24 protein-coding genes are annotated in these 26,999 nt (G+C 52.1%); 8 read left to right on the top strand and 16 right to left on the bottom strand.

The annotated features are described in order from the left end of the window. Nucleotides 1-142: 142 nt before the first annotated feature. Nucleotides 143-1,030 carry a MurR/RpiR family transcriptional regulator gene (locus M0220_RS03570; protein WP_264018696.1) on the top strand — a complete coding sequence of 296 codons (888 nt, stop codon included), beginning with the start codon at nt 143-145 and terminating at the stop codon, nt 1,028-1,030. A 23-nt stretch (nt 1,031-1,053) separates the two neighbouring features. Here M0220_RS03570 and nirD read toward each other — a convergent pair whose 3' ends face one another. The 3 genes from nirD to M0220_RS03555 are packed head-to-tail and all read right to left on the bottom strand — an operon-like array spanning nt 1,054 to nt 5,337. After that, nucleotides 1,054-1,443, bottom strand: a complete 390-nt coding sequence (nirD, locus tag M0220_RS03565; RefSeq protein WP_264018695.1) for a nitrite reductase small subunit NirD — start codon at nt 1,441-1,443, stop codon at nt 1,054-1,056. 43 nt (nt 1,444-1,486) lie between these two features. Beyond that, nucleotides 1,487-3,994, bottom strand: a complete 2,508-nt coding sequence (gene nirB / locus M0220_RS03560) for a nitrite reductase large subunit NirB (protein WP_264018694.1) — start codon at nt 3,992-3,994, stop codon at nt 1,487-1,489. A gap of 2 nt (nt 3,995-3,996) precedes the next feature. Then, nucleotides 3,997-5,337: an NAD(P)/FAD-dependent oxidoreductase gene (locus tag M0220_RS03555; protein ID WP_264018693.1), complete on the bottom strand. Its 1,341-nt coding sequence runs from the start codon at nt 5,335-5,337 to the stop codon at nt 3,997-3,999. 653 nt (nt 5,338-5,990) lie between these two features. Here M0220_RS03555 and M0220_RS03550 point away from each other — a divergent pair. The 3 genes from M0220_RS03550 to arfA all read left to right on the top strand — a co-directional run bounded on the left by M0220_RS03550 (nt 5,991) and on the right by arfA (nt 9,943). Further along, a complete protein-coding gene (locus M0220_RS03550; protein ID WP_264018692.1) occupies nt 5,991-8,729 on the top strand; it encodes a nitrate reductase in 2,739 nt (912 codons plus the stop codon). Further along, entirely contained in the window at nt 8,689-9,588 is a 900-nt protein-coding gene (gene cobA / locus M0220_RS03545; RefSeq protein ID WP_264018691.1) for a uroporphyrinogen-III C-methyltransferase, read from the top strand. Before M0220_RS03550 ends, cobA begins: the two co-directional genes overlap by 41 nt. Before the next feature lie 205 nt (nt 9,589-9,793). Further along, the gene (gene arfA, locus M0220_RS03540; protein ID WP_084180349.1) at nt 9,794-9,943 is read left to right on the top strand and encodes an alternative ribosome rescue factor ArfA; all 150 of its coding nucleotides are present in this window, start codon (nt 9,794-9,796) and stop codon (nt 9,941-9,943) included. A gap of 66 nt (nt 9,944-10,009) precedes the next feature. Here arfA and M0220_RS03535 read toward each other — a convergent pair whose 3' ends face one another. After that, nucleotides 10,010-10,285, bottom strand: coding sequence for a winged helix-turn-helix domain-containing protein (locus M0220_RS03535; RefSeq protein ID WP_264018690.1), 276 nt, complete (start codon nt 10,283-10,285; stop codon nt 10,010-10,012). 84 nt (nt 10,286-10,369) lie between these two features. After that, nucleotides 10,370-10,735, bottom strand: coding sequence for a response regulator transcription factor (locus M0220_RS03530; protein WP_264018689.1), 366 nt, complete (start codon nt 10,733-10,735; stop codon nt 10,370-10,372). A gap of 156 nt (nt 10,736-10,891) precedes the next feature. Between M0220_RS03530 and M0220_RS03525 the strand changes: the two genes are divergently transcribed. Together M0220_RS03525 and M0220_RS03520 are read left to right on the top strand one after the other, a co-directional pair. Further along, nucleotides 10,892-11,434, top strand: a complete 543-nt coding sequence (locus M0220_RS03525) for a molybdopterin-dependent oxidoreductase (RefSeq protein ID WP_264018688.1) — start codon at nt 10,892-10,894, stop codon at nt 11,432-11,434. Nucleotides 11,435-11,487: 53 nt separating this feature from the next. Next, nucleotides 11,488-13,734 carry an ATP-binding protein gene (locus M0220_RS03520; protein ID WP_264018687.1) on the top strand — a complete coding sequence of 749 codons (2,247 nt, stop codon included), beginning with the start codon at nt 11,488-11,490 and terminating at the stop codon, nt 13,732-13,734. Here M0220_RS03520 and M0220_RS03515 read toward each other — a convergent pair. From M0220_RS03515 to M0220_RS03480, 8 genes are all read right to left on the bottom strand, one after another. Further along, nucleotides 13,731-14,891: an EAL domain-containing response regulator gene (locus M0220_RS03515; protein ID WP_264018686.1), complete on the bottom strand. Its 1,161-nt coding sequence runs from the start codon at nt 14,889-14,891 to the stop codon at nt 13,731-13,733. The two genes, M0220_RS03520 and M0220_RS03515, sit on opposite strands and share 4 nt — an antisense overlap. Before the next feature lie 286 nt (nt 14,892-15,177). Continuing rightward, a complete protein-coding gene (locus tag M0220_RS03510; protein ID WP_264018685.1) occupies nt 15,178-17,025 on the bottom strand; it encodes an ABC transporter ATP-binding protein in 1,848 nt (615 codons plus the stop codon). A 114-nt stretch (nt 17,026-17,139) separates the two neighbouring features. Next, a complete protein-coding gene (locus M0220_RS03505; protein ID WP_264018684.1) occupies nt 17,140-18,747 on the bottom strand; it encodes a gamma-glutamyltransferase family protein in 1,608 nt (535 codons plus the stop codon). 35 nt (nt 18,748-18,782) lie between these two features. After that, a complete protein-coding gene (locus tag M0220_RS03500) occupies nt 18,783-20,291 on the bottom strand; it encodes a tripartite tricarboxylate transporter permease (RefSeq protein WP_030069894.1) in 1,509 nt (502 codons plus the stop codon). Between the two features lie 16 nt (nt 20,292-20,307). Continuing rightward, nucleotides 20,308-20,778 (bottom strand): tripartite tricarboxylate transporter TctB family protein, encoded by a 471-nt coding sequence (locus M0220_RS03495; protein ID WP_030069895.1) that lies wholly within the window; start codon nt 20,776-20,778, stop codon nt 20,308-20,310. Between the two features lie 65 nt (nt 20,779-20,843). Then, nucleotides 20,844-21,824: a Bug family tripartite tricarboxylate transporter substrate binding protein gene (locus tag M0220_RS03490; protein ID WP_030069896.1), complete on the bottom strand. Its 981-nt coding sequence runs from the start codon at nt 21,822-21,824 to the stop codon at nt 20,844-20,846. 111 nt (nt 21,825-21,935) lie between these two features. Continuing rightward, entirely contained in the window at nt 21,936-22,466 is a 531-nt protein-coding gene (locus M0220_RS03485; protein ID WP_264018683.1) for a chromate transporter, read from the bottom strand. Further along, nucleotides 22,463-23,020 carry a chromate transporter gene (locus M0220_RS03480; RefSeq protein WP_030069898.1) on the bottom strand — a complete coding sequence of 186 codons (558 nt, stop codon included), beginning with the start codon at nt 23,018-23,020 and terminating at the stop codon, nt 22,463-22,465. The genes M0220_RS03485 and M0220_RS03480 overlap by 4 nt, the downstream gene beginning before the upstream one ends. 190 nt (nt 23,021-23,210) lie before the next feature. Here M0220_RS03480 and M0220_RS03475 point away from each other — a divergent pair, with 190 nt between their 5' ends. Continuing rightward, nucleotides 23,211-23,879 (top strand): GntR family transcriptional regulator, encoded by a 669-nt coding sequence (locus M0220_RS03475; RefSeq protein ID WP_030069899.1) that lies wholly within the window; start codon nt 23,211-23,213, stop codon nt 23,877-23,879. A gap of 96 nt (nt 23,880-23,975) precedes the next feature. Further along, nucleotides 23,976-24,524, top strand: a complete 549-nt coding sequence (locus M0220_RS03470) for a DUF1415 domain-containing protein (RefSeq protein ID WP_030069900.1) — start codon at nt 23,976-23,978, stop codon at nt 24,522-24,524. A gap of 59 nt (nt 24,525-24,583) precedes the next feature. Here the strand turns inward: M0220_RS03470 and M0220_RS03465 are convergent, their stop codons facing one another. From M0220_RS03465 to M0220_RS03455, 3 genes are all read right to left on the bottom strand, one after another. Further along, nucleotides 24,584-25,078: a GNAT family N-acetyltransferase gene (locus M0220_RS03465; RefSeq protein WP_030069901.1), complete on the bottom strand. Its 495-nt coding sequence runs from the start codon at nt 25,076-25,078 to the stop codon at nt 24,584-24,586. A 27-nt stretch (nt 25,079-25,105) separates the two neighbouring features. Then, nucleotides 25,106-26,110, bottom strand: coding sequence for an LLM class flavin-dependent oxidoreductase (locus tag M0220_RS03460; protein WP_264018682.1), 1,005 nt, complete (start codon nt 26,108-26,110; stop codon nt 25,106-25,108). A gap of 130 nt (nt 26,111-26,240) precedes the next feature. Then, entirely contained in the window at nt 26,241-26,930 is a 690-nt protein-coding gene (locus M0220_RS03455) for an SDR family oxidoreductase (RefSeq protein WP_030069903.1), read from the bottom strand. Nucleotides 26,931-26,999: the final 69 nt, after the last annotated feature.

Raw genomic sequence — 26,999 nt, 5'->3', positions numbered from 1 at the left:
GAGAAGATTGGCACAACTTGGTTAAGATTTGCAACAATTGAATCATTTTGTTTTTTATAAAACATGTAGATCATTGTTTTTTTAAGACAGTAACGTTTAAATCGGCGGCTGTTTTAATAAGCCCGTATAAGAGGCAATACCCATGCCGCAGCGCGACCCTTTAAGGGAACAGATTATCGCCCAGTACGATGCCATGTCGCCGCAGCTCCAGCAGGCAGCTCGCTACGTATTGGAACACCCAGATGAGGTGGCATTGGTTTCTATGCGCGAATTGGCGCGCCATGCGGCGGTGCAGCCTGCCACCATGACACGGCTGGCTAAGTTTCTGGGAAAGCAAGGATACGATGATATTCGCGAGCACTATGTGGCAGCGCTACGGCGGGGTAATGATGGCTTTGCCGCTAAGGTCCGCCAGCGAACCGAGGGTGCGACAGCCGCGGCCAACGACACTATTGCCGCGCATATGTTACATGGGCTGAGTGTTCAGATTTCTCAGCTCTGTGAACCGGACTCGCTGCAACGGTTAGAAGCCATTGCTAATACGCTGAAATCAGCGAGAAAAGTGTATGTGCTAGGCTTGCGTTCATGCCATTCCGTGGCGTGGCACTTCCACTACGTGATGTCACTGTTGGGCGATCGTTCGGTTCATCTAGAGGGGCCGGCGGGCACCGGCGGCGATAGACTAATTCGCGCCACGCCCGACGATGTCATGCTGGTGGTCTCTGTTAAACCCTATGCAGTCGCGACACTGGAACTGACGCAGTTGGCAAAAGACAAGGGGCTTACGATTCTATCGATTACCGATAGTGAAGTATCGCCCTTGGTTGGGCTGTCAGATCAGACCATTTTTTGCCCTACGGAAAGCGACAGCTTTTTCCATACGTTAACGCCCGCGTTAGCTATCTCAGAAGTGCTGTGCACCTTATTAGCAGAAGATGACCGACCACAGGCACTCGATGCGTTGCAGCGGGCGGATGAACATTTCTTGAGCCTGAATACCTATGCGAGCGCTATTCCTCGACGGGAGTGACGTCATCGCAAAGCCGCTGTCAGTTATCCCTGTACCCATAACTCTTCGCCTTTGAACGCGACTTTCCAGGTACGCAGCTTGACGTTCTCATCCTCTAAACACTGGCCATCTTCAAGGCGAAAGCACTGCTTATAGAGTGGTGAGGCAACCACCGGGCTGCCTTTTACATCACCGATAATGCCGCGGGCAATGACGTTAGCGTTAGAAAACGGATCAAAGTGGTCGAGGGCGTAGAGTTCTCTCTCCTCTCCTTGGGAACGCTGCCCCGGTAAGTAGAAAATGGCTACTTGGGCGGGGCCTTCTGGGGTGTCCAACCAAGCAGCGACGCCGGAAAATGCCACTAGGTCAGCTTTCGTACACAGTGGTTGCCAGGTGTCGGTGCTCACGGTGTGTTTGAGTGCGGCCGCAGTCATCAGTTACCTCATTTGTGTTGTCTGGTTTGCGATTATGTCGTGTTTAAGCAGGACGTAGCTGACCGCGCTCGGAGGTCATAATGATGGATGGGTCGGGGCGCGCATCGTTGACGAAGCTACGGAAGCGCTTGAGTTTCTCTGGGTCGCTGATGGCGTTGGCCCATTCGCACTGGTAGCTATCAACGACGTGCTGCATTTGCCGCTCAAGCTCGCTGTTAATGCCTAAGCTGTCTTCCAGAATGACCTCTTTAAGGTACTCAAGCCCACCGTCGAGATTTTCCCGCCACACGGAGGTGCGCTGTAGGCGGTCGGCGGTGCGTACATAAAACATCAAGAAGCGGTCAATGGTGCGGTAGAGCTGCTCGTCATCAAGATCTTTTGCGAACAGTTCAGCGTGGCGTGGGCGCATGCCGCCGTTGCCGCAGACGTATAAATTCCAGCCGTTTTCGGTGGCGATAATACCGATATCCTTACTTTGAGCCTCGGCGCACTCCCGGGTACAGCCTGACACACCAAACTTAATCTTGTGGGGCGCGCGCAGGCCCTTGTAGCGGTTTTCAAGTTTAATCGCCATGCCCACGCTGTCCTGCACGCCGTAGCGACACCACGTGCTGCCAACACAGGACTTCACCGTGCGCAGCGACTTGCCATAGGCGTGGCCGGTTTCAAAACCGGCCTCAATAAGCTCGCCCCAGATAGCGGGGAGGTCTTCTAAGCGTGCGCCGAAAAGATCGATGCGCTGGCCGCCGGTGACTTTGGTGTAAAGCTGGTACTTCTGGGCCACTTGCCCCAGCATGACTAACTTATCGGGGGTGATTTCACCGCCTGCAATGCGCGGCACCACCGAGTAGGTGCCGTTTTTCTGCATATTGGCCATAAAGGTGTCATTGGTATCTTGCAGCGGCACGTGAGCAGCATCGGTGATTGGTTCGTTAAAGCAGGACGCCAGAATAGAGGCGACGGCAGGCTTGCAAATAGCGCAGCCAAGGCAGTGAGACTCGGGGTTGCCATGCTTTTTAATTAACGCACTGAAGGTTTTGATGCCTTCAACGCGCACAATGTCGTAAAGCGCTTGGCGGGTATAGGCGAAGTGCTCGCAGAGTGATTTATCGACTTCCACACCGCGTGCTTCCAGCTCATGGTCAACCACGCTTTTGAGCAGTGCGGTGCAGCCACCACAGCCCGTGCTGGCTTTGGTCGCCCCTTTGACGTTGCCAAGGTCAGCGGCCCCGCCATCAATGGCGGTGCAAATATCGCCTTTAGTAACGTTATGGCATGAACAAATCATTGCGGTTTCAGGCAGCGCGTCTGGGCCTAGTGCTGGGGCGGCTCCACTTTGCTGGGGAAGAATCAACGAAGCGGGCTCTTTGGGCAGCTCAATGCCGTTGGCGTAGTACTGTAAGAGGGTGTCGTACGCGCTGTTATCGCCTACCAACATTGCGCCCAGCAGCTTTCTACCATCGCTGGTTACCACCATCTTGCGATACACCTGGGTGAGTGGGTCGAGATAGCGAAACATGCGCGCACCGGGGTTTTGAGTACCATGGGCATCGCCGATAGAACCCACATCCACACCCAGTAACTTCAGCTTGGTGCTCATATCGGCACCGCTAAAGTGTGTGTTGCCGCCCGTCAGGGTGGACAGCGCTGCCTTGGCCATTTGGTAGCCTGGGGCGACTAAACCAAAAATACTCTCATTCCATAGCGCGACTTCGCCAATGGCGAGAATGGCAGGATCGCTGGTGTAGCATTGGTCATCAATGACTACGCCGCCGCGCTCGCCAATGCTCAAACCGCATTCGCGCGCCAAGGTGTCTTGTGGACGAATGCCCGCTGAAAACACTATCAGGTCGGTTTCCAGCACTTTGTCATCCTGGAATACCATGCGCAGGCGGCTGGTTTCGCCAGGTTCGATACGCTGGGTAGCGCGCTCGGTAAGCACTTGGACGCCCAGCGCTTCAATTTTTTCCTTGAGTAGTTCACCACCTTCGTTATCTACCTGCATGGGCATTAGGCGTGGGGCAAACTCCACCACAGCGGTATCCAGATTAAGATCGCGTAGCGCATTGGCGGCTTCCAGCCCAAGTAACCCACCACCGACGACCACCCCATTTGTTGCGTTTTCTGCGGCTGCTTGAATGGCGTCCAGGTCATCCAGCGTGCGATACACCAAACAACCTTCGCTGTCGTTGCCGGGAATGGGCGGCACAAACGGGAAGGAGCCGGTGGCCAGAACCAGCTGGTCATACGGGTAGCTGCCCTGGGCAGTGATAACGGTTTGCTGTTCACGATCAATGCGAGTGACCGCCTCACCGCTGCGCAAACTAATGCCATGGGTGGTGTAGTAATCTGCCTCGCATAGCGCCAGCGACTCTGCGTCGCGTCCGCTAAAGTACTCTGAAAGATGCACGCGGTCGTAGGCACGGTGGCGCTCTTCGCCAAACACGGTTACTTGAAAACGTCCCGGTGCCTCGCTCTCAACCAGCTGTTCGACCAAGTGGTGGCCGACCATGCCGTTACCAATAATGATCAGTTTTGTTGGGGTTGCCATGGTTATGCCGCCTCTGACGTCGGTGGGTGAGATGAGGATGAAGAAGACGATGATGAAGAAGCCGGGCTGGGCGCGTTATCAGCGTGCTGTGTTTGCAATGCCTCGACATCGGCTGGGCCAAACAGTAGTGCTTGGCGGCAAGCCGTCAGGTCAATGCTTGCCAAGGCCTGCTCGAAATACCAAGGGCCGTGGCGGGTGTCGCCATACAGCACTGCCCCTTCAAGCTGGCCATCGCGCAGCAGCAGGCGGCGGTAGTCACCGTTTTCTGGATCGCGATAGCACAACACATCATGTTCGGGGGCTGCTTCGGTAGGGCCAAACGCGAACAGTGCTACGCCGCTAACTTTCAACTTGGTAGCGGTAGGAGCCTCTTGATAGCCATCGGGTGCTTCGCCGCACAGCACGGCTGCCAATACGTCAACCTGGCGCCAAATCGGCTCCACTAACCCATAGGTGTGCTGCTCAAATTGGCAGCACTCGCCTATGGCATAAATATGTGGGTCAGACGTGGAAAGGTGCGCGTCAACCACAATGGCTCGTTCGCAGCTAAGTCCCGCCTGTTGCCCCAGCGCTACATTGGGCGTAATGCCCGCCGCGACAATCACACTATCGGCGGGTAAGTGGCGGCCATCGCTCAGCATGACCGCCTTGACGTGCCCGTTACCGTTATCTTCCAGCGCAGCAAGCGAAGCGTTTGTTTCGATATGGATGCCGCGCTGGCTAAGGGTGTTTTCGAGCAGCCAGGCGGCGGTTTCATCCAGCTGGCGATTCATTAAACGCGTGCTGCGTTGAAGTACGCTAACCGTGAGTGTTTGGCCTCCGCGCTTGCGCAGACCTTCGGCGGCTTCCAGGCCAAGCAGGCCACCGCCGATAATGACCGCCTTACCACCACGCTTTGCGATAGCGGCTAGGGTGGTGGCGTCTTGCACGTCGCGAAAGCCATGAACGCCCGCAAGCGCAATGCCGGGAATCTTTGGCATCGTTGGTCGTGAGCCCGTCGCAATCACTAAGCGGTCGTAACGCAAGCGGCGGTTGCTATCCGTAGTAAGGCGGTGGTTGTTGCGATCAATGGTGGCGACTTTTTCGCCGAGCAGCAGGGTAATGCCCTGTTCGGCGTACCATGCTTGGTCACGGAAAGTAAGCGCATCGGTGGCGAGCTCACCCGCCAATAAGGGGGAAAGCAGTATTCGGTTATAGGCAGGCACGGGCTCTTCACCAATAACGGTGATACACGTTGGGCGCCGTGGATGGCGCACCAGCGCTTCAATCAAGCGGTGGCTGGCCATGCCGTTACCAATGATAATGAGGTGGTCGATAGGTGAGCACCGGGAAGTGATTTCCATAGGTGGCTCCTTCAATTCAACATGTGTGTCAGGCAACAAAAAAACGCCCCTGACACAGCCTTTCATTAAGAAAGGTGCATCAGGGGCGTCGTTGCCCGTTAGCGTCGTTAAGTCACGTCATTGAGTACGCTGTGCAGCCGCCATTGGCTGCCAAGTTGTCTCTTATGCTCAATAAGCAGCAAAAAATTAGCCAGTTCCTTCCTTGGTATGAATTAATCCTTTTTAATCAGTTGTTTGATTTTTGAGGTACCCACAAGCCCGCACCTGAGTAACTGAGTAAGCGCACACTATTAGTGCGTTTGGCGAGCACTGCGCACGGTCATAGGTCGCTCATCCCAATAAAAGGCACTGTAAGGGCTGCCAAATGGCTGCGTGAGTTATTTTAAATTTATGTTTTTTAAGATTATTTAATTTTTTTAAGCGGTTTGGGCTTATTGTTTGCAAAAATATTGGTAACAAGTAATAACGGCTCATTGCAGTGTATTAGCCAAATAAAACACAACGACTAAGCGCAACGAACAACACTAACCGCAGCAAACCACTGATGAGTATGGCACCCAGGGTGGTGCCCCTGAGACAACGGCGTCCAGGCAGGCTTCTTTTGAGAGGCTCGCTTGGGCGCTTTTTGCTTTTTAACGCCGGAGGAAAACGCAATGCCAAAGGCTGAACGGCTCGCTGAAGGTGATATCCGCACCACGTGCCCCTACTGCGGTGTTGGCTGCGGAGTAAAAGCGACATTAGACAGTGGCAGCGTCATTGCAGTGGAAGGGGATCGTGAACACCCTGCTAACTACGGGCGCCTGTGTGTTAAAGGCACGGCGCTGCATGAAACGCTGGGAGCGCACGGCCGCTTGGGATCCCCGCGGGTGGGTGGAAAAGACGTTTCCTGGGAGCAGGCGTTAACCGAAACGGCACGGCGTTTACAGGCGCAGCGTAACGCGCATGGCAATCATACGGTTGCCGCCTATCTTTCGGGGCAGCTGTTAACGGAAGATTACTATGTGGCTAATAAGCTGTTTAAAGGCTTTTTAGGCACGCCGCATCTGGATACCAATTCGCGGCTGTGTATGGCGTCGGCAGTGGCGGGCTATAAGCGCGCGTTTGGCGCTGACGCGGTACCCTGTAACTATGAAGATTTAGAAGAAGCGGAGCTGGTGGTGTTGGTCGGCTCGAATCTGGCCTGGAACCATCCAGTGTTGTATCAGCGCCTGAAAGTTGCCAAAGAGCGCAATCCACTGATGCGCGTGGTGGTCATCGACCCAAGAGTGACCGATAGCTGCGAAATTGCCGACCTGTATCTGGGCATTCGGCCGGGCAGCGATGCTTACTTGTTCAACGGGCTATTGGCGTGGATGTCAGCACACCAGCGGCTAGACAGCGTCTATCTTGAAGGTCATACCGAAGGGTTTGACGAGGCATTAAGCGCCGCTCAGCAAAGCGCTGGCAGCGTGCATGATGTTGCAGTAGCCTGTGACGTTGACCCTGAACGTTTAGAAACCTTTTACTACTGGTTTGCCAGCCAACTGCATGTCGTCACGCTCTATTCCCAAGGCGTCAATCAGTCAACCAGTGGCACCGATAAGTGTAATGCCATCATTAATTGCCATTTGGCGGGCGGTAAACTTGGCCTGCCGGGGGCTGGGCCGTTTTCAATTACTGGCCAACCCAATGCCATGGGCGGTCGAGAAGTGGGTGGGCTTGCTAATCAGTTGGCAGCGCACATGGACTACCACACCCCCGGTGCGCTTGATCTGGTCAGTCGCTTTTGGGCCACAAAACACTTAACACCCGTGTTGCCAGATGCCCCCGGCCATAAGGCGGTTGAACTGTTTGATGCCATTGACCGCGGTGAGATTACGGCGTTATGGGTAATGGCAACCAACCCGGCCGTTAGCATGCCGGATGGCGCAAAGGTACGCCGTGCGTTGGCAAGGTGTCCGTTAGTGATTGTCTCGGAATGCGTTGCCAACACTGATCTACTGCCCTACGCCGATATTGTGCTACCCGCGTCTGGTTGGGCAGAAAAAGATGGCACGGTCACCAATTCCGAGCGACGTATTTCCCGCCAGCGCGGCATGCTGACTCCCCCTGGCGAAGCTCAGCACGACTGGTGGATTATTTGCGAAGTTGCCAAGCGCCTGGGTTTTGCAGAAGCGTTTAGCTACTCCCACCCATGGGAAATTTTCGACGAGCACGCTAGGCTATCCGGCTTTGAAAACAGCGGTACGAGCAAGCGGCTGTTTGATATCTCGGGACTGGCAGGCAAAGGGCAGGACGCTTATGATGCGCTCTCGCCGATTCAGTGGCCGGTTAATCACGCTGCGCCTCGGGGCACGCCAAGGCTGTTTGAAGAGGGGGTGTTTGCCACGGCCAATGGTCGAGCTAAGCTACTGCCGATTACGCCGCGATTGCCCGAACAGAGGCTTAGTACCACCTATCCGCTGCGGCTGAATACTGGGCGTGTGCGCGATCAGTGGCACACCATGACCCGCACCGCCAGAGCACCGCGGCTGATGAATCATCGGGCAGAACCATTTATTGAGCTGCACCCTGTGGATGCGGCCAATGCGGGCGTCTCTGACCAAGGGCTTGCGATGCTGTCGGCAACTGAAGGTGAGTACCGTGGGCGAGTGCGTATTTCAAACGCCCAGCGGCAAGGGGAAGTGTTCGTGCCCATGCACTGGACCGACTGTTTTACCAAGCAGGGGCGCAGCGGTGCACTGCTCACCGGCTATACCGACCCCGTGTCTGGCCAGCCGGAAAGTAAGCAGGGCGCGGTGGCATTAACGAATCTTGACATGGCTTGGCAAGCAACGCTGCTGGTAGCAAATGAGCAAATCAGCACGGGTAGCCCCCGTTGGTGTAAGAGCGCTTATTGGTCGCGTATTCCCATGGGCAGCTGCGAGCGCTGGCAGCTTGCCGATACGGCACCGGTCAGTAATTGGTTAGCAACAGTAGAAGCGTGGCTGGGTGTACCTGCGTCGCTGTGGTGCGAGGATAGCACGAGTGCCAGGCTGCGCGCGGCAGGGGTAGTGAAGGGCCAGTTGCGCTGGTGGCTAATGGTAGGGCCACCGCAAGAGTTGCCTGGGTTAGCCTGGCTTGAGGCGCGCTTTAACGACGTTACGCTAGACACTGCTCATCGCCAGCGGCTACTGGCAGGTTGCGATGATGGCGCTGTAGATGCAGGCCCCGTGGTGTGTAGCTGTCATCAGGTAGGACAAGCCACTATTGTTAAGGCTATCCGCAGTGGCGACACCAGCGTGGAAGCCCTTGGTGCGCGGCTGGCCTGCGGCACCCAGTGTGGCAGCTGTATTCCAGAACTAAAATCATTACTTGAAGAGGAGCGGCCAAATGCGTGCGCTAAGCAAACAACTAACCCAGAAATGGCCTGAGGCCTTTATGCGCCTGAGCCAGCGGGTGTTAGCGCCCTTTGGCCGCGAATCAGCCACGCGCTTACGCCTTCCACTTAGCGGCGAATGCCGTTCTGGAACGGTCTATTTAGTCGGTGCAGGAAGCGGCGATATGGAACTGCTCACCCTAAAGGCAGCGCGACTATTAATGCAGGCCGATGCGGTAGTCTATGACCGATTAGTGGGGGACGATGTGCTGGGGCTGATACCGCCAGGCACCGAACGCTATTACGTGGGAAAAGCCCGCGGGCATCATAGTGTGCCTCAGGATGAGATAGGCGCGCTGATCGTCTCGCTTGCTCAGGCGGGCAAGTCGGTTGTGCGTTTGAAAGGTGGCGACCCAGGCGTGTTTGGGCGCATGGGTGAGGAGCTGGGAGCATTAGCAAATGCCGCAGTATCCGCTGAAATAGTGCCAGGCATTACCGCTGCATCGGCAGCCGCTGCTGGCATGGGAATTCCGTTAACAGACCGTGGCCACGCCCAACAGCTGCGCTTTATCACAGCGCAACTGTGCCGGGAGGGCGGCACGCCGGACTGGGCCAACCTTGCCCGTCAGGATGAAACCCTGGTGTTTTATATGGGGCTTTCCAAAGTAGACGCTATTTGCCACGGCCTACGCCAAGCGGGTCTGCCGGATACGTGGCCCATTATGTTGGTGGCCAATGCTAGCCAGCCCGAACAGCAATCATTGGTGGGCACGTTAGCGGACATGCCTGCGCGACTCGCTGCTCAACCGTTACCCTCGCCATGCCTGATTATGGTGGGCAGCGTGGTGAGCATGGTGGCAGACAGTCCTGCCGCGAGCACGTTAGCCACTTATAGTGATCAAACGTCATCGTAAGACATTGGGAACTTGATCAATCTCATTGGGTCATAGGAGCGGCGAAACAAATAGGAATGGCGGCAACAGTCAGTGCAGGACAAACGATTGCGTCGCCAGATAAGCGTTTGTTAATGTCTATTGGTAAAGACTGTTTTTTCAAAGACTAAGCTTTCAAAGACTAAATTTTCAAAAACTAAGTTTTCAAAAGACTGAGGAGTACACCGTGAAAAAAGGCAAAATACGCGATAACGCACTGAAAGCGCAGCTGCGAACGCCCATGTTCAAAATGCAGCAGCAAACACCGAAAAAAGGTAAGGGTAGCTACTCCCGCAAAGGCAAAGCCTCAGAGCGAGGGCATCGCCAAGTCGCTTGAACAGGCGTTTTGGCGATGCCTTCCCCAGGCACCTTACTGCTCGGCCTGTTTACCGAGCAGCTCCCATCAGCTTGGCCGACTTACTGTGTCGGCTTTTTCAATGGCCGTTTGCGACATTTCCATTCGATATCCTGACTGGTAAATGCTGCGAAGACGAAGCCCATGGCGACCATCTAACTCTAGCTTGCGTCGTAACCGACTGACATGGGTATCAACCGTGCGAGTAGAAACACTGCCTTTTATTCCCCATACCAATTCAAGTAAGTGGGCACGCGTTAACAGTTTGTCAACTTTGGAGAAAAACAGCGTTGCCAGACAGTATTCCCGCTCGGTTAGTACCACTGATTTTCCTGCTACGCTAATAGTATGCTCTTCTGAATTAATGGAAAAAACATCAGGGCAGCTCATGGTCGATTTAGGCGGCTCTTAGCCAGCGCGGCGGCCAAGCGCATTCACCCGTGCGATTAACTCTCTTGGCCGTAAAGGCTTAGCTAAAAAATCATCAGCCCCTTGCTCTAACGCTTGTACAACATCTTCCTCGTTTTGGCTGGCAGTAATAAACAGAATGGGGCCTAGCCACCCATCGTTTTGGCGTAAATGACCTACCATATCCATACCGCAACCATCCGGCAGCCGCCAATCGATAATAAGAAAATCAAAGAGCGTTTCTTGGGTCGCTCGACGGAGTTCGCTGGCACGGCCAAACAGTGAAACTTGATGATCTGCAGATATAAGGCATTGTTCTATAAAAGATTGTTGGTCGAGGTCGTCCTCAAGCACACCGACATGCATAACGCGTTACCCACAATATACAGCGTGATAAGTTCCACACCGTTGAAATGATTGGCGATGGGGTCAATTCTAGTTTAATTAGTATGTCTGACACAAAGATTTACATTTAACGCTTGGTTCTGAGGGGTATACTGACTAAAAATGAGGAGGGTAATAATGGCTAGGCAGTTAAATAAAAAGCTACGCTGGTATGTCGCTAGTGTATGCATGGGGTTTGCAACAATAGTTTTTGCAACAATAAGTTTTGCAACAACGGCAAGTGCTTTCAATGCGCCAACCGGGCGAGTGGTTCTGGAAGTTGGTGGGAATATTGAGATAACCAATGTGGGTGACGAAGCGCATTTTGATAAAGCGATGCTTGAGGCATTGAGTCAACACACGACCATTACCAGTACCCCTTGGCACGATGGCGTTGTGAGTTTTGAAGGCCCGCTAGGGCGCGCCATCTTAGAAGCTGTTGATGCAGATGGTGACCAGGTTAAGGTCATTGCGCTAAATGACTATGCATCGTCTATTCCAGTGAGCGATTTTTACGATCACGATGTGATTTTGGCTATGAGTGCCGATGGAAAGCCTCTGCGCGTTAGAGACCACGGGCCGTTGTTTGTGATTTATCCTTTTGATGAAACGCCGTCTTTATTAAATGAAGAAATATTGACGCGCTCTGTGTGGCAAGTAAAACGTGTCGTCATAGAGTGATGGCGACAGCATAAAAGAGGCGTTCAATAAGCTACTGCGGTCGGATAACTGTTATGTTGCCAATCTTTAAGCACTATTTCTCACGCCGCGTCAGGGTCGCTACTTTCTCAGCGATCCTTTTTTTTCTATCGGCGATTATTACCGGCGGCGTTATCTTTCAACGACAGCATGCTATTGAAAATAGGTTGTTAGAAAATTTAGTGTGGGCAGGGTATCAGTTTGATAGAGAAGTACGGGAGTTTCATTTAACGCTAGTAGATAGTCAGGTTGGTAATGTATCTGTTGATGATCTTTTACTTCGCTTTGAGATTTTATACAGTCGAAAAATGCTGTTCCAGCAAGGAGAAATAAGTCTAGCTGTTGCAGAAATAGAGGGAGTCGATAGGTTGCTGGAGCAGGCTACTCTTCTTATTAATGACATGGACGACTTGCTAGAGCCCCAAAGAGATGCTTCAGAAGCAATTATCGAATCGGTCATGGTAGAAATGCTTGCTAAAACCGTCGAGCTACAGGGTTTGACGAGCAATGTGTTAATAGAAACTAATGCTAATGTAGCAAGTATGCGTAACCTTGAACGTGAAAGAATGATACAGCTTTATGGGCTTGCCTTAATGCTATTGCTTCTTCTCATGTTTTCGGGTGGGATGTTGGTGAACGCATTAATTAGAGAAGGGCGCATCAGTTTAGGAAAAGCCCACGCATTAGAAGTAAAAAGCCGTGAACTTAGAGAAACGGCTAAGAAAGCTGAAATAGCGAGCCAAGCTAAATCGGAGTTTATGGCAGTGATGAGCCATGAAATACGTACGCCGCTAAACGGCGTCGTGGGTATGGCGGATTTATTAAATTATGAAATTAACGAGCCAAAAGCTAAGGCCTATTTGTCTACGTTAAAACGCAGTGCAGAAAGTTTGCGTGCTGTGATCAACGATATACTAGATTACACTAAAATTGAAAGTGGACGTTTAGACTTAGATGAGCGCGCCTTTGATGTAAAAGCCTGCATTATTGAGCTTTGTACAGGCTATCAGCTGCAGGACAAAAATAAAAAGGTGACCTTCAGTTATTCTATTGACCCAGCACTGCCGCAATTTATGTGTGGAGACATTGCACGGCTGCGGCAGGTAATGATGAATTTGATTAATAATGCGCTGAAATTTACGGATGAGGGGTTTGTCAAATTTCATGCGGCCCTTAAGGGTAACGATCAGCTATTTATAGAGATACGTGATACTGGTTGTGGTATTGCCACGGCTGATCAAGGGCGATTGTTTTCCGCTTTTTCGCAGGTAGATACCTCTATAGCGCGTCGACATGAAGGTACTGGCTTGGGGCTGGCAATCTGTAAACGGCTGGTGGAAGCGATGGGTGGTGAAATAGGGGTCACCAGTGAAGCTGGACTTGGTAGCCGATTTTGGTTTGTAGTGACGATGCCCTTGGCAGAGGGTGTGGAGGTTCTTCATCATAAAGAACCGCGACTGAAGCTGGCTGAAGACCACCATATTCTTATCGTAGAGGACAACCCGGTTAACCAAACAGTGGCAAATGTTATGCTCAAGCAGTTAGGGCAGCGGAGTACGGTGGTAGAAAATGGCTTTGCAGCACTTGAGTATTTGAAAGAACATGCTGCCCAGTTAGATTTAGTATTAATGGATATGCAGATGCCTATACTTGATGGTGTCGAAACCACTAAACGCTGGCGAGCCTTTGAAGCTGCCAATCAGTTACCACGCCTGCCAATTATCGCAATGACAGCGAATGTTATGGTTGAACATCGTGAACGCTGTATTGAAAGCGGCATGGATTGTATGATCCATAAACCTTTTACTCGAACTGAGCTGTATCAAACGATTAGTCGCTATATCGTGGCGGGGACGGTTGAAGTGCCCCCTCACGAGTACTCAAGTCAATCGGCACAACAGGTACTACACTGCCAAAACGAAGTGCTTAACGATGAGCAAATTCTGGACCCCTATATTTGCAATGAATTGAGAGAGACGTTCGAGTCAACGCCACTTAATACGTTGTTAGCCGCTTTTTTTACCCGCTTAAATGAACGTCTGGAGAAGCTCTCTCGCTATTGTGAGAGCGAACAAAGAGAGGCACTGCGCGATGAAGCGCACTCTTTAAAAGGAGCCGCAGCGTCTTTGGGCTGTCTTGCCATTGCAGAACAAGCTAGGCAACTAGAAGAATCCGCTTTCAATGCAGCAACATCCGAATTAGCTAAAAACGTTAATGCTCTCGTGCAGTTACGTGAAAAATCGCAACGGGCCTTAGCTGATGCAGGCTTGTTAGCTCTTTAGTCGTGGGTAAGTTTCGTGAGTGTTTTAGCCATCCAGTCGTTGAATGCCTGAGCGGTTAAAGGACGGGAAATAAAATAGCCTTGCCCAACTGGGCAGCCAGCGTCTATTAGCAGTGCTTGTTGGGCTTCATTTTCAATGCCTTCAGCGACGACGGTCATACCTAGTTGTTTGCCGAGATCAACAACCGACAGGGTAATTGCCAGTGCACGGCTATCATGATCAATGAGCGATACGAAACTACGGTCAACTTTCAATTCATTAAATGGTAGCCGATACAGTTGTATGAGTGATGAGTAACCCGTGCCAAAGTCATCAAGTGCTAACTTGCAACCGCGCTGGCGTAGAGCTTCTAGAATATGGCGCGCATAGCCAAGACATTCAACACCTACCGACTCTGTTAGCTCCAGGGTAAGGTAGTGAAGCGAAGCAGTACGGTGCTTGGTCAGCTCATCAAATTTTTCTAGCATATGCTCAGATTGTAAAAATACGGCTGGCACATTGACCGCAATTTGGAGATCCCAGCCGCGCGCCTGCCACCGTTCTTGCTGAGCAAAAGCAAGTTTAAGAATGCACCACGTGAGAGGCCCCATTAGCCCACTCTTTTCTGCTAATGGAATAAAGGTATCTGGGTATAGCATACCGCGCTGGGGGTCTTCCCAGCGAACAAGCGCTTCTACGACGATGATGTGCCCAGTCTGTAAGTTTTTCTTAGGCTGGAAGACTAAATAGAGATGCCCTGCTTGAATAGCATTTGCCAGCTCATCACGGGTAGGGGGCTTAGGTAATGCCTGTAGCTGCTCAAGAAATGGTGAGAGACCCGTAAGAAGTTTGGATTTAGGCAGAAAACCAAGCATTTTCAAACCTCTGGCTCTACCCGCAGCAATAGCATGAGACGCTGTTTCTTCCGAACAACTGCTAAGTAAGAGAATAGCCGCGTTCAGGCGTAAATCATAAAGATAATCAAGAATATCCAGCCCGGTAAATTCACCCAGACCAAAATCAAGTAAAATTAGTTCAGCATCCAGTAACGCAGGTCTTCTAGCCAACTCGCCCAAGCTGCCAGCTGTTACTACCTCGTATCCACGCTTACAGAGCAACATCTTACCCAGTAGCTGCACATCACTGTCATCATCAATGACCAACGCACTCAACGGCATAACTCTTCCTTCAACCACTCACCACGCAACGACTTCTGAGCATAGGCGTTTTTATTTTCTAGTGTGCACCGCTATTGAAAACGGCATCAGTCATTTACCAGCTATTGGGTACTTCTCTAGGGAATATGACTTATCTTGTTCCTCTAGAATAGACAAATGTTAATAAACAATAACTAGAAAGTGAGCGAGGGTCGATAGGGAAGGCTTTTATGTAACCTTTTTTAACCTTTCGGTCTCGATAATGGTGTGAAATTGGCCCTTAATAGTAATAATTGTTATTAATTTTTTATTGATAGCCTTCTGCCTGCAGATGAAATAATGAAGCATACCGACCATTCACTGCTAGCAGTTCTTCATGGGTGCCACGCTCAATAATCGCCCCTTGATCGATCACAATGATCTGGTCGGCGCTACGCACCGTCGAAAAACGGTGAGAAATTAAAATCGTCATTTTATCGCGGCTGTGCTCACGAAAACGCGCAAAGACTTCTGATTCGGCGGCGGCATCCATCGCTGCGGTAGGCTCATCCAGCACTAAAATATCGGCATTTTTCCGCATGTAGGCGCGCGACAGCGCTACTTTTTGCCACTGGCCACCTGACAACTCCTGGCCATTTTTAAACCAGCGCCCTAACTGGGTTTGGTAGCCATCAGGCATGCGGTCAATAAAGCCATCGGCCATGCCTTCATGGGCCGCCTGGTGCCAACGCTGTTCATCGCTAAAGGCCTGGGTGTCCCCCACGCCTAAGTTTTCCCCCACGGTCAGCTGGTAACGTACAAAATCCTGAAAAATCACGCCCACCCGTTCCCGTAATGCTTGGGTATTCCAATGGTTGAGGTCGCTACCATCCAGCAGAATACGCCCTTTGGTGGGGTGGTAAAGCCGTGTTAATAGCTTAATCAGCGTGGTTTTTCCTGAACCGTTTTCGCCAACGAGTGCAATGCTGTTGCCTGGGGCTAAGTGCAAGGAAATATCGTGCAGTACCTCGCTGCCACCTGGGTAGGAAAAGCTGACGTGCTCAAAGCGAAGCCCATCCCCAGGTATTGCGCCTTGGGTGAGGTGGCCTCCTTCGGCTTCCGTTGGCTGCTCTAGGTATTCGTAAAGGTTCGATAAGTAGAGGTTATCTTCGTACATGCCGCTAATGGCTGTCAGGCTTGCCGATAACGCTCCCTGGCCTTGTTTAAATACCATTAAGTACATGGTCATTTGGCCAAGTGTCAGTGCCCCAGCCACCGTTTCGACCACCACCCAGCCGTAAGCGGCGTAAAACGTCAGTGTGCCCAATAAACCGAGAATAAACCCCCAGCTTTCCCTGCGTAACGTGAGGCGGCGGTCTTCGGCAAACAGCCGGGTGAATATATCTCGGTAGCGCTGCAGGAACAGGCCTTCAAGGCCGAAGAGTTTTACTTCTTTAATGCTGTCTTCTCGGGCCAGCACGGTTTCCAGGTACATCTGCATGCGGGTTTGCGGTGAACGCCAGCGAAATAGCCGGAAGGCATCGCCGGAAAACTTTGCCTCCGAGAGAAACACCGGTAGGGCGCCTGCTACTAAGATGAGCAGCGCCCAAGGCGAAAACTGGACGAGTAAAAAACCAAAACTAGCCAGTGAAATAGCATTTTGCAGCAATCCGAAGGTTTTATTCACTAGCGCGAGTGGGCGGGTAGATGCTTCGCGGCGTGCGCGAGTGAGTTTGTCGTAAAGCTCTGAATCTTCAAATTGACTAAGCGAAAGCGTGCCTGCTTTCTCAAGAATCATCACATTGACTTTCTGGCCTAGTAGCGCACGCAGCAGCGATTGTTGGGCTGACAGGCCGCGCTGAGCCAGCGCGATCAGCGCAATAATAAGGCCTTCCAAGGCCACTAAACCCAAGACCGGTGTTAACGTTTCCCATAGGTTGACACTGTTTGAAGATTGATGGCTTTCCATTGCTGCCACCACGCCATCAACAATCAGTTGGCCTACCCAGGCGGCCACGGCAGGCAGTACGCCTGCCACCAGGGTGCATAACGCTAAGCCAAGCATCATCCAGCGGGAAGTTTCCCACACTAGGGCGAGTGCTCGTCGGCTATAGCGAAAAACGCTAAAAAAACCGCTGAAAGGGGAGTGAGCGGGAACAGAAGGGGGTGGTGTCATTAGTTAGCAACATAGCTTTTAAAGAAGAGTGCCATGATGCGATGCTTTGGCGTTGATAGCCAGCCTACAGCCGTGCGGACAATCAACCGCATGGCTGTAGGTGGTTAAACAAACTTAAAGTGGCAATACAGCGCCATCAGTACGTGGTTCAGTACCGCCTTGCAATACGCCACTGTCGGGGTCACGCAGGATAATCTGGCCACGGCCAAAGCTGATCGAATCAGCTACTTTAACAATGTGATGCCCGCGACGTGCCAGCGCCAGGGCAAGGTGGTTGGGAAAGTCGGCTTCAACTTCCACGGTGGTGCCTTTGGTCCACTTCCAGCGTGGCATATCTAGCGCTGCCTGGGGGTTTAAGTGGTCTTCCAACATGGCGGTTACTACCTGTAACTGTCCTTGCGGTTGCATATAACCGCCCATCACGCCAAACGGCCCAACGGCTTGGTTATCCTTGGTAATAAACCCAGGAATAATGGTGTGGTAGGTGCGTTTGCCGGGGGCTAATGCATTGGCATGTTCAGGGTCTAGGGAGAACGACCAGCCGCGGTTTTGCAGGCTAATGCCGGTGCCTGGAACCACCATGCCAGAGCCGAAGCCTTTAAAATTACTCTGGATAAACGACACCATATTGCCGTCGCTGTCGGCGGTGGCAAGATACACGGTGCCGCCTTGTAAGGGGTTGCCGTGGACAGGATCAACGGCCTGCTCGCCAATCAGCGCGGCTCGCGTTTTCAAATAGCTGTCATCAAGCATCTGCTCGGTGGTAGGTGCCATGTCAGCACGCTCAGTAATATGTTTGAAACCATCCATGTAGGCCAGTTTCGTTGCTTCAATGCGACGGTGGAGAGTTTCTAAGGTGTCACCTGGGCAGGCTTCTAAACGTTCTAACATACCGAGCGCCTGGAGCACGATCATACCGCTGCCGTTGGGGGGGATCTCCCAAATATCGTGTCCTTTATAGCGAACGCTAATGGGGTCTACCCATTCAGGCTGGTAAGCGGCAAGGTCTTCTTTTCGCAGCAAACCACCATTTTCGCGGGAAAAGGCGTCAATTTTTTCTGCCAGTTCGCCTTGGTAGAAAGCCTTGGCGTTTGTGTTCGCAATGGCGTGTAAGCTTTTGGCGTGATCAGGTGATGACCATAGCTCGCCAGGACGAGGCGCGTGACCCTTTGGCGCGAAGGTCGCAAACCAAGGTTGGAAAGACGCCTCATGATAAGCCGAGTAGGTATCGAAGGCTTCTTGCCACATTTGATGAATAACCGGGGTGACGGCAAAGCCTTCTTCTGCCAAAGCAATGGCTGGGGCTAATAGCTGTGCAAATGGCAGCTTGCCAAAGCGTTCGGAAAGCGCAGCCCACGCGGCGGGTGCTCCAGGTACGGTAACTGGCAACATACCGTGGTTGGGTATCGTGTCATGGCCGAGTGCTTTCAGGGCGTCGATAGTCGCTGCTTGAGGGGCTGGGCCACTGGCGTTAAGGCCGTGCAGCTTGCCATCCACCCACACAATGGCGAAGGCATCGCTGCCAATGCCGTTGGAGGTCGGTTCTACCACGGTGAGCGCTGCGGCGGTGGCAATGGCCGCATCAATAGCATTGCCGCCCTGCTGTAAAATGCTAATACCTACCTGGGCAGCTAATGGCTGTGAGGTTGCCACCATGCCGCGTTTGCCAAAAGTGGCCATGCGGCGAGAGGCGCTTGGGTAGTAAAGGGCATTGTGTTGCATCATAAAATCCTTTGCAGCGGCATAAGAAAAGCTATTTATGGCGATGGAGTGGCTTGTTGAAGGCGCTTAACTTTGCGGTCTTGGTAAAGTGAGAACACCACCGAAGCAACGGCTAGTGCCAAAAACAGGGCAGAAAGCGGCCGTGTTAAAAAAGTCAGCCAGTTGGGGTCGAGTTCCAAGGCGCGGAATAACTGGCGCTCTAGATTATTGCCTAGGACAACCCCCAGAATTAACGGGGTAAGCGGCACGCCTGCTTTCCACAGCAGATAGCCAATCACGCCAAAAATAAACAGTACCCAAATATCGAATACATTGTTGTTTAATGCATAAGCACCGATGGCACACAGCATCAGTACAACCGGTACCAGGATTTGCTGAGGGATAAGGGATATTTTGGCGAACCAGCGCACCAGCAGAAGGTTGCATAGCACCATTGCAATGGCGCCAATTAATAGGCTGGCGTAAATAGCTCCCACCAGAACCGGGTTTTGTTCAAACATCATCGGCCCTGGGGTAATGCCGTGAAGAATGAGCACACCCATCATAATAGCCATTGGCAGGTCGCCAGGAATGCCCAGCGCCAGTGTGGGAACGAATGCACCACCGGCAACGGCACTGTTTGAGGCTTCCGAGGCGACAATACCGCTAGGTGTGCCTTTACCAAATTCTTCAGGATGGCGTGAAAACTTTTTAGCTTGATCGTAGCTTACAAAATTAGCCACGGTGCCGCCGGTGCCGGGTAGCGCACCAATTAAGCTACCGATCAGTGAGGAGCGCAGCGTATTGAGCTTTTGGCCGGCCATATCCTTCATAATCAAACGATAAGGAATAGTGACGTTAGTATCGACGCTTTTTCCATTAGTGCCCTCATCGCGCATCTTTTCGATATTGCCGAGCAGCTGTGAAAAGGCGAATACGCCAATCATTACAGGCAGCATTTCGAAACCCGAACTTAGCGCGGGTAGGTCGAAGTCAAAGCGCAAATTGCTGTTACGATCGTAACCGACTGTGGTGATGAGTAGCCCGATGGCCGCCGCCAGTAGCCCTTTTAACAGAGCCCCGTTGGAAAGCCCTGCGACCAGCGTTAATGCAAAAACAATCAGCGCAGTAATTTCCCATGGGCGAAAGTTCATACTGAAGCTGGCGATTAAAGGGCCAAAAAAGACCAGTACAGCAACGCTAATCAGCGTGCCAAGAAACGATGCCATCACGCCAATGCCTAAAGCACGGCCCGGTTCTCCACGTTGCGCCATGGGGTAGCCGTCATAAACGGTGGTAATTGAGGAAGGCGTTCCAGGTATCCCCAGCATTACGCCAGATACAATACCGCCTGAGTAACCGCCGACAAAAACCCCAACCATTAGCGATACACCGCTGATAGGGTCCATAGCGAAGGTAAAGGGAAACACCACCAGAATCGCCATTGTCACGGTAAAGCCAGGAATGCTGCCTCCAACAATACCGAAAAGAACGCCAAGAATGATTAACCCCATAACAGCAGGACTGCCCACTTCTGTCAGCGCTTGAAGAAAAAAGTCGCTCATTTGTGATTCCTCACCATTAGGGCAGCCAAACATTTAAGCCGAAGCGAAAAATTACAAATACCAGCGGCACGAATATGCAGCTGATTCCTAAATTGATGGCCCACTTTCGTTTTGTATCGATTCCCAATAGCAGGGCAAAGGACGCGATCAAGAAACTCATGGTGGCGACGATATACCCCAGTACTGGTAGCAGGGCAGCATAAAGCCCAAAGAGGAAGAATAAGGCGACAATGGTTTTACGACGTAGAAACCATTCGGTGATCGCCCTTCCCCAAGAAGGTTGAGGCGTTACCTTAGTAAACAACGAACGTAATAGGATAATGATGGAAAGTAGCGCAATAGTGACAAGCAAAATACGTGGGAAGAGCGCTGATCCATAAGGCTGCCAGCTAGTAGGAGGACGGATAGTGCCAGACTCTACCCACATGACAGCCACTATTAAAAGCAGCGCCAGCGCCAGAGCGCGGTCTTTCGTAAGGGTTAGCATTCGCGATGCCTCCAGACGCTCCCAGGAGAAATAACGCTGGGAGCGTTTGCTTGGAAATGTGGGCGTTAGTTCTGAAAATCGATGTTTTCAGCAGCTGCTGAAAGTGCCGCTTCGTTTTCAGTTAAAAATGCCTGATAGTCATCTCCGGCCAGGAAGCGCACCACAGAGCCAAACTCATTTTCGATGCGGCTTTTCACCTGCTCGTTTTCCAGGGCTTGGCCGTAAGCCTGTGCCACAGTATCAAGAACCTCTTGGGGAGTGCCCTTGGGCGCAAAAACACCTCGGCTGGTCGAATGATCCATGTTAATACCCTGTTCACGCAGGGTGGCCACTTCCGGCAGACTGTCTAATCGTTCTGGGTGGGCAATACCTAATGGCTTGAAGGTGCCATCTTCATAGAACGCTCCCCCTGACGGTAGGTTAAACATTGCAAAGTCGACTTCTTCAGCCATTAGCGCTGACACCTGCTGGCCTGTGTCGGGATAGCCAACAAGGCGCACATCGGCCATATCTATACCCGCTTCTTCAAAGAATTGTGCCCAGAAGAAGTGGTCGGTAGAGCTGGGGATCATGCTAAAGCGCACTTGGCCGGGATTCTCGCTGACGTAATCGGCTATTTCATCAGCGCTGTTAACGGCGTGCCCTGCATAGGTAGAGGGAATATTAATCGTTTGGGTAAGCAGGGCGATGGGCTCAAAGGCATCGAAAGAGTAATCAACGGTGCCAGCGAGTTTTGACAGCGCAATCGTGTCGTGGCTGCCCAGTAGCGTATAGCCATCTGGAGAAGCGTCTTTTACATTGCGCGACCCTAGCGTTGCACCGGCGCCTGCCATATTGACAGGGACGATTGACTCACCGAGATATTGCTCTGCTTCTTGTGATATCAAGCGAAAAATAATATCCGTTGCGCCACCAGGGCCGTAAGGAATAATTAAACGGATATCTTGCTCAGGATAGTCAGCCTGAGCGGCGGATACGAAGGCCATGCTGGAGGTCAGTCCAATGGCGGCGAGAGTGGTACTTAGAGCAAGTTTTGAACGCGTCATTCTGCTACACCTTTTTTGATTGAGTTGGTGTGGTGATGCGCTGCTGTAAAGCAGCGGGGTGGTGAGCGCGTGATCCCATAGTGGGTTCTTATTGTCTGCAGTGAAAACAGGTTAGCCCAGGAAGAGCCCTCCATAAATCAATGCGCCGATAACAACAAATGCGGGATGAGTGTTAAAACGCACAAGAGCAATAGCCGCAATAACGCCCAGGACAACGGTATGTAGTGCACCGCTGGTAGTAATACTTTCCAGGAAAAAACCGAGAGTGAGCCAGGCCATCATTATCGCGATAACTGGCCGGACCCACTGGCTCATACGCTTTACACGGGGAGAGTCGCGGTGCCGATAAAGCAGCCCCAGCGCGCCCAACATCAGCAGTAGAGAAGGGATCACCGTTGCGCATACTGCCACCACCGCACCGCCAATGCCCGCTACGTCATAGCCCACATAGCCGGCCATTTTGGTGGCAATAGGGCTAGGTAGAGCGTTACCTAAGGCCAGCGTTTCGGCAAACCCTTGAGAGGTCATCCAGCCGTAGCGACCAACCACTTCCGCTTCAATAAGAGGGATAATTGCCGGGCCGCCGCCGTAGCCAATAATGTTAGGGATAAAAAACGCTAAGAAAAGCTCCCAATAAATCATACAGAGCCCTCCGCGCGCTTTTTACCTGTGGGGCGCAATAAGGCCGTTAGCAGGATGGCTCCAATCACCCAGCCAGGATGCACGCCTAACCAGTAAATGAGCCCACCGGCGACGATTGCCATGGCTGCACTGGCTAGCCAGCCAAGCGCGGCTTGGGATTTGTCGAAGAAGTCCCAGGCTAATTGCCCCATCATCACCATAACGACAGGTATAACGGCTTGCCCCATACCGCGTATCCAGGCAACGTCGCGATAACGGCTGAAGATGCCTAACATAACAATCATCGCCACGATCATCGGCAGAATGACGGCAATCACCGCCGCGATGCAGCCGCTAATACCGGCTACTCGGTAGCCAATATAGCCAGGCATTTTTGTCGCAATGGGCCCAGGCAGCGTATTGCCAATGGCAAGCACATCGGCAAACTCTTCATCGGTTAACCATTTGTGGCGAGTGACGACTTCAGCGCGTACCAGCGGTATCATGGCGGGGCCGCCGCCAAAACCAAAAATGCCAACGCGGAAGAAAGCCCAAAAAAGTGCTGATTGTTTCATGTGCCCATTGCCAGTAGAGAGGGCATTGCAATCAAAAGCATAAGGCCTGCCTATTTATCGTTTGTATGGTAAAAAATCGATTATTTTGTCTAAAATAGAATATAGGTGAGCTTGTTGTGAGGCGTCAACACCTAGCCATAGAATCTCCGTTAACAGACGCGTTCGCGAAGATACGCAAAAGGATCACGGAATGAACAAACACATCCCCCTTCCCGCTGGTACAGCCTCAAGCCCTATTTACGACGCACTGCGTAGGGATTTAGTCGGTGGTCGCTTTGCTGCCGGAGAAAAGCTGGCGATTAATGCCCTGAAAGAGCACTACCAAGTAGGGTTAAGTCCGCTGCGTGAAGCGTTAAATAAGCTGGCGGCCTATGGATTATTAATCCAAGAAAATCAACGCGGCTTTAGGGTGCCAAAGCTATCTCGGGAAGAGCTTGATGATATTGCCAGGCTGCGTACGGAGCTTGAGGGCATGGCGCTTGAACGCGCGATTGCCCACGGTGATGCGGTGTGGGAGGCTGACCTGTTAGCGGCAGCGCATCGCTTAAAACGAGCGGACATATCGCTCGATAAAGGAGAGGAGTGGGAACGACTGCATACCCAATTTCATCGCACGCTGGTCGCGCCGTGTGGATCGGTGTGGTTGCTGCGCTTTATTGAGCAGCTTCACGACCAGTTTGATCGTTATCGTCGTTTGGGACCCAAAATGCCTTCCATTCGCCAAGAGTTGGATGAACAACACCATGAGCTGGTTGAGTTGGCGCTACATCGAGATGGCAAAGCGGCCCGTGCGCTAATGGATGATCATATACATAAATCTTATGAGGTGGCGTTGGCGCGCTACCAGGCCCACGCCTGAAGCATTTGTGGGTGCTTGCAGGTACACTGTTTCTTACAGATACACGGGCAGTCCTAACCGTGGTGGCAGCCACTTTAATGTAAGGTAGCAGGCACGATGCAAGAGGCAGATAAGCAAGTAGCGGAACAGACAGAGGCATGGGTACGCAGCTTTATTGTCGAGCACAATATATGCCCGTTTGCTAAGCGGGAACTTGACGGTGGTAAGGTTCGGATTGAGGTGGTGCGCTCGAAAAAAATCGACGTGGCGTTGGAAGAACTAATAGCCGAAGTGGAGTGGTTGAACGAGCACCCAGAAACGGAAACCACGCTGCTGGTATTTCCTACGCTGTTTAAAAGCTTCGACCACTACCTGGATTATGTCGAACTGGCCGAAAGCCTGTTAGCAGACCTAGGGTATGAAGGTGTTTATCAGCTAGCAACTTTCCACCCTGATTACTGCTTTGCTGATGCTGAGCCTGGGGACGCGGCTAATTACACCAACCGCTCGCCCTACGCGATGGTTCATCTACTGCGCGAGGCTAGTGTTGAAAAGGCCATTGATTTCTATGGTGATACGGAACAAATCCCTGAGCGAAATATTGCCCACTTAACCGAATTAGGCAGCGCTGCAGCTGAAGAGCTTCTACAACGCTGCCTTAAATAACCAGACCCTTTAAACGGATGTCCTATTTATAAAGCGCTGCCCTTTTTATCAAGCGGCCACTAAAGCGCTTTATACATTACGTAGCTATCGACAAAACCAAGGGACGCATGCCGGTAGGCGTTAGGAATGGTGCCGACAATCGCAAACCCTAGCCGTTGCCAAAGGGCGACGGCCACCTCGTTAGTGGACACTACCGCGTTAAATTGCATCGCTTCAAAGCCATACTGGCGCGCGATATGCTGCGAATGTTCGCACATCTGGCGGGCAACACCTTTCCCCCTGGCGGCAGGCGAGACCATGTAGCCGCAGTTACAAACGTGCTGGCCAGGGCCAGCGGCGTTAGCTTTTAAATAGTAAGTGCCCAGTAACTCGCCCTGATCATCTTTTACTGCAAATGATGCCTTAGGCTGCTCGCACCACAATGTATACGCCGTTTTAAAGGTGATCTCAGGGTCAATCGCATAGGTTTCTTGTGCCGTGACAATCGACTGAAAATGTGTCCAGAAAGCCGCAAAGTCATCGTCGGTCATGGGCGTAAAGCGCAGTGGGGTCATCGGTTATAAGTCATCGTAGTGAGCGTTTTAGTTAAGTGGTGATCGAACAACGTCTGCGACAATTTCATAACTACGCAAGCGGTCGGCATGGTCATAAAAATCGCTGTTAATCATTAGTTCATCAGCGCCAGTACGCGCTTGAAAAGCCTCTAGTTCAGCTTTGACCGTAGCGGGTCCGCCAATAATAGCGGCACCTAGAAATTGGCTCACCTGAGAGCGCTCCATAGGTGTCCAGTCCATTTGCTCAACCGGTGGCTGTGATTGAGTCGGCTTACCGCGAATCAGGCTAAGAAACTTCTGTTGAGAGGTCGTTGCCAAGTAGTGGGCCATGGCATCACTTTCGGCAGCGATAACGGGCAATCCTACCATGGCATGGGGTTTGTCTAAGTGCTCCGACGGCCGAAAGTTATCACGATAAAGCCGCAGCGCTTCAAATAAGTAACCCGGTGCAAACTGGGCTGCAAAGGCAAAGGGGAGCCCAAGTTTAGCGGCTAGCTGCGCACTATAACCGCTAGAGCCAAGTAGCCAGATAGGCACGTGGGTGCCTTGCCCAGGTACAGCTTTGACGCGCTGCTGTGGATCAGCATCCGCTAAGTAGCTTCGCAATTCATTAAGTAGTTGTGGGAAGTCATCGACGCCCGCCTGAGCGTTACGGCGCATAGCCTGCATGGTGGCACCGTCTGAGCCAGGCGCACGGCCGAGTCCTAAATCAATCCGGCCAGGGTAGAGCGTTTCTAAGGTGCCAAACTGCTCGGCAATCACCAGCGGTGGATGATTGGGCAGCATGATGCCACCGCTGCCCACGCGAATAGTGGACGTTTGCCCTGCCACATGACCAATCAAGACCGCGGTTGCTGCGCTGGCAATGCCAGCAATGTTGTGGTGTTCCGCCAGCCAGTAACGGGTGTAGCCAAGCTGTTCTGCCTTCTGCGCTAGAGACACACTATTGCGAAATGTTTCGGCAGCGCTACCGCCTTGGCGAATCGGTGCTAAATCCAGTACGGAAATAGCAGTATTGGCGAGTTGGCTCATAAGACACCTGGGTAGAAGAACAAATGGTCAGCTAGATTTATTCGCACTTTTTATTAGCACGCTAGGTATCTCAATGTTATGTGGGCACGTAAGAAGAAATGCAAGGTGTCGCTAGTGCCAGTTAGCAACGTCAACTAGTCGGTGGAGGTGTCGGTCGTATTAAAATCTCGTTCACATCGACATGCGCGGGTTGAGAAAGTGCATAAATCACAGCGTTAGCAATATCACGATCTTCAAGTGCGTGTTCTGGCGGTTCATCAAAGAAGGGGGTATCGACCATGCCAGGCTCGATTAAGGTAACGCGCATACCTGTTCCGCGTAGTTCTTCACGCAGGTTGTAACCGATCCCCGTCACCGCCCACTTTGTGGCGCTATACATCGAGCCTGGAATCGTGGTTCGACCAGCGGCTGAACCGGTTAACAATACATGCCCTTTGCTTCGCTTTAGCGCGGGAAGGCAGGCCTGAAGCGTTAATCCTACGCCATAAATATTGGTCAGGATCATCTCACGCCAAGCATCGTGATCTGCACCGCTAAAGCCGCCGGGGGAGCCACCACGCCCAGCGTTTGCAAAGACTGCATCTATACGACCAAATGTTTCAATTGCTTGATCGACCATGGCTTGCTGTTGTGTCATGTCGGTGACATCCAACGCACATGTCAGCACATTTTCCGGGCCAAGCTCTTGGGCGAGTGCGGTAAGTTTGTTGGTAGAGCGAGCGGCCAGCACTAACTTATAACCTTCACGTGAGGCTGCTCGTGCGGTGGCCGCACCAATTCCGCTTGATGCGCCAGTAATCATCAGGACACGGTGCTGCATAGCGTGTGCTCCTAGCTCATTTATAAAAGGGGAGCTATTAGAATGGCTAATTGGTCACCGTGTTGCAAA

This window comes from Halomonas qinghailakensis, assembly GCF_025820815.1.
Taxonomy (GTDB): Bacteria; Pseudomonadota; Gammaproteobacteria; order Pseudomonadales; family Halomonadaceae; genus Vreelandella; species Vreelandella qaidamensis.
This window is presented reverse-complemented; position numbering and strand designations above follow the sequence as displayed.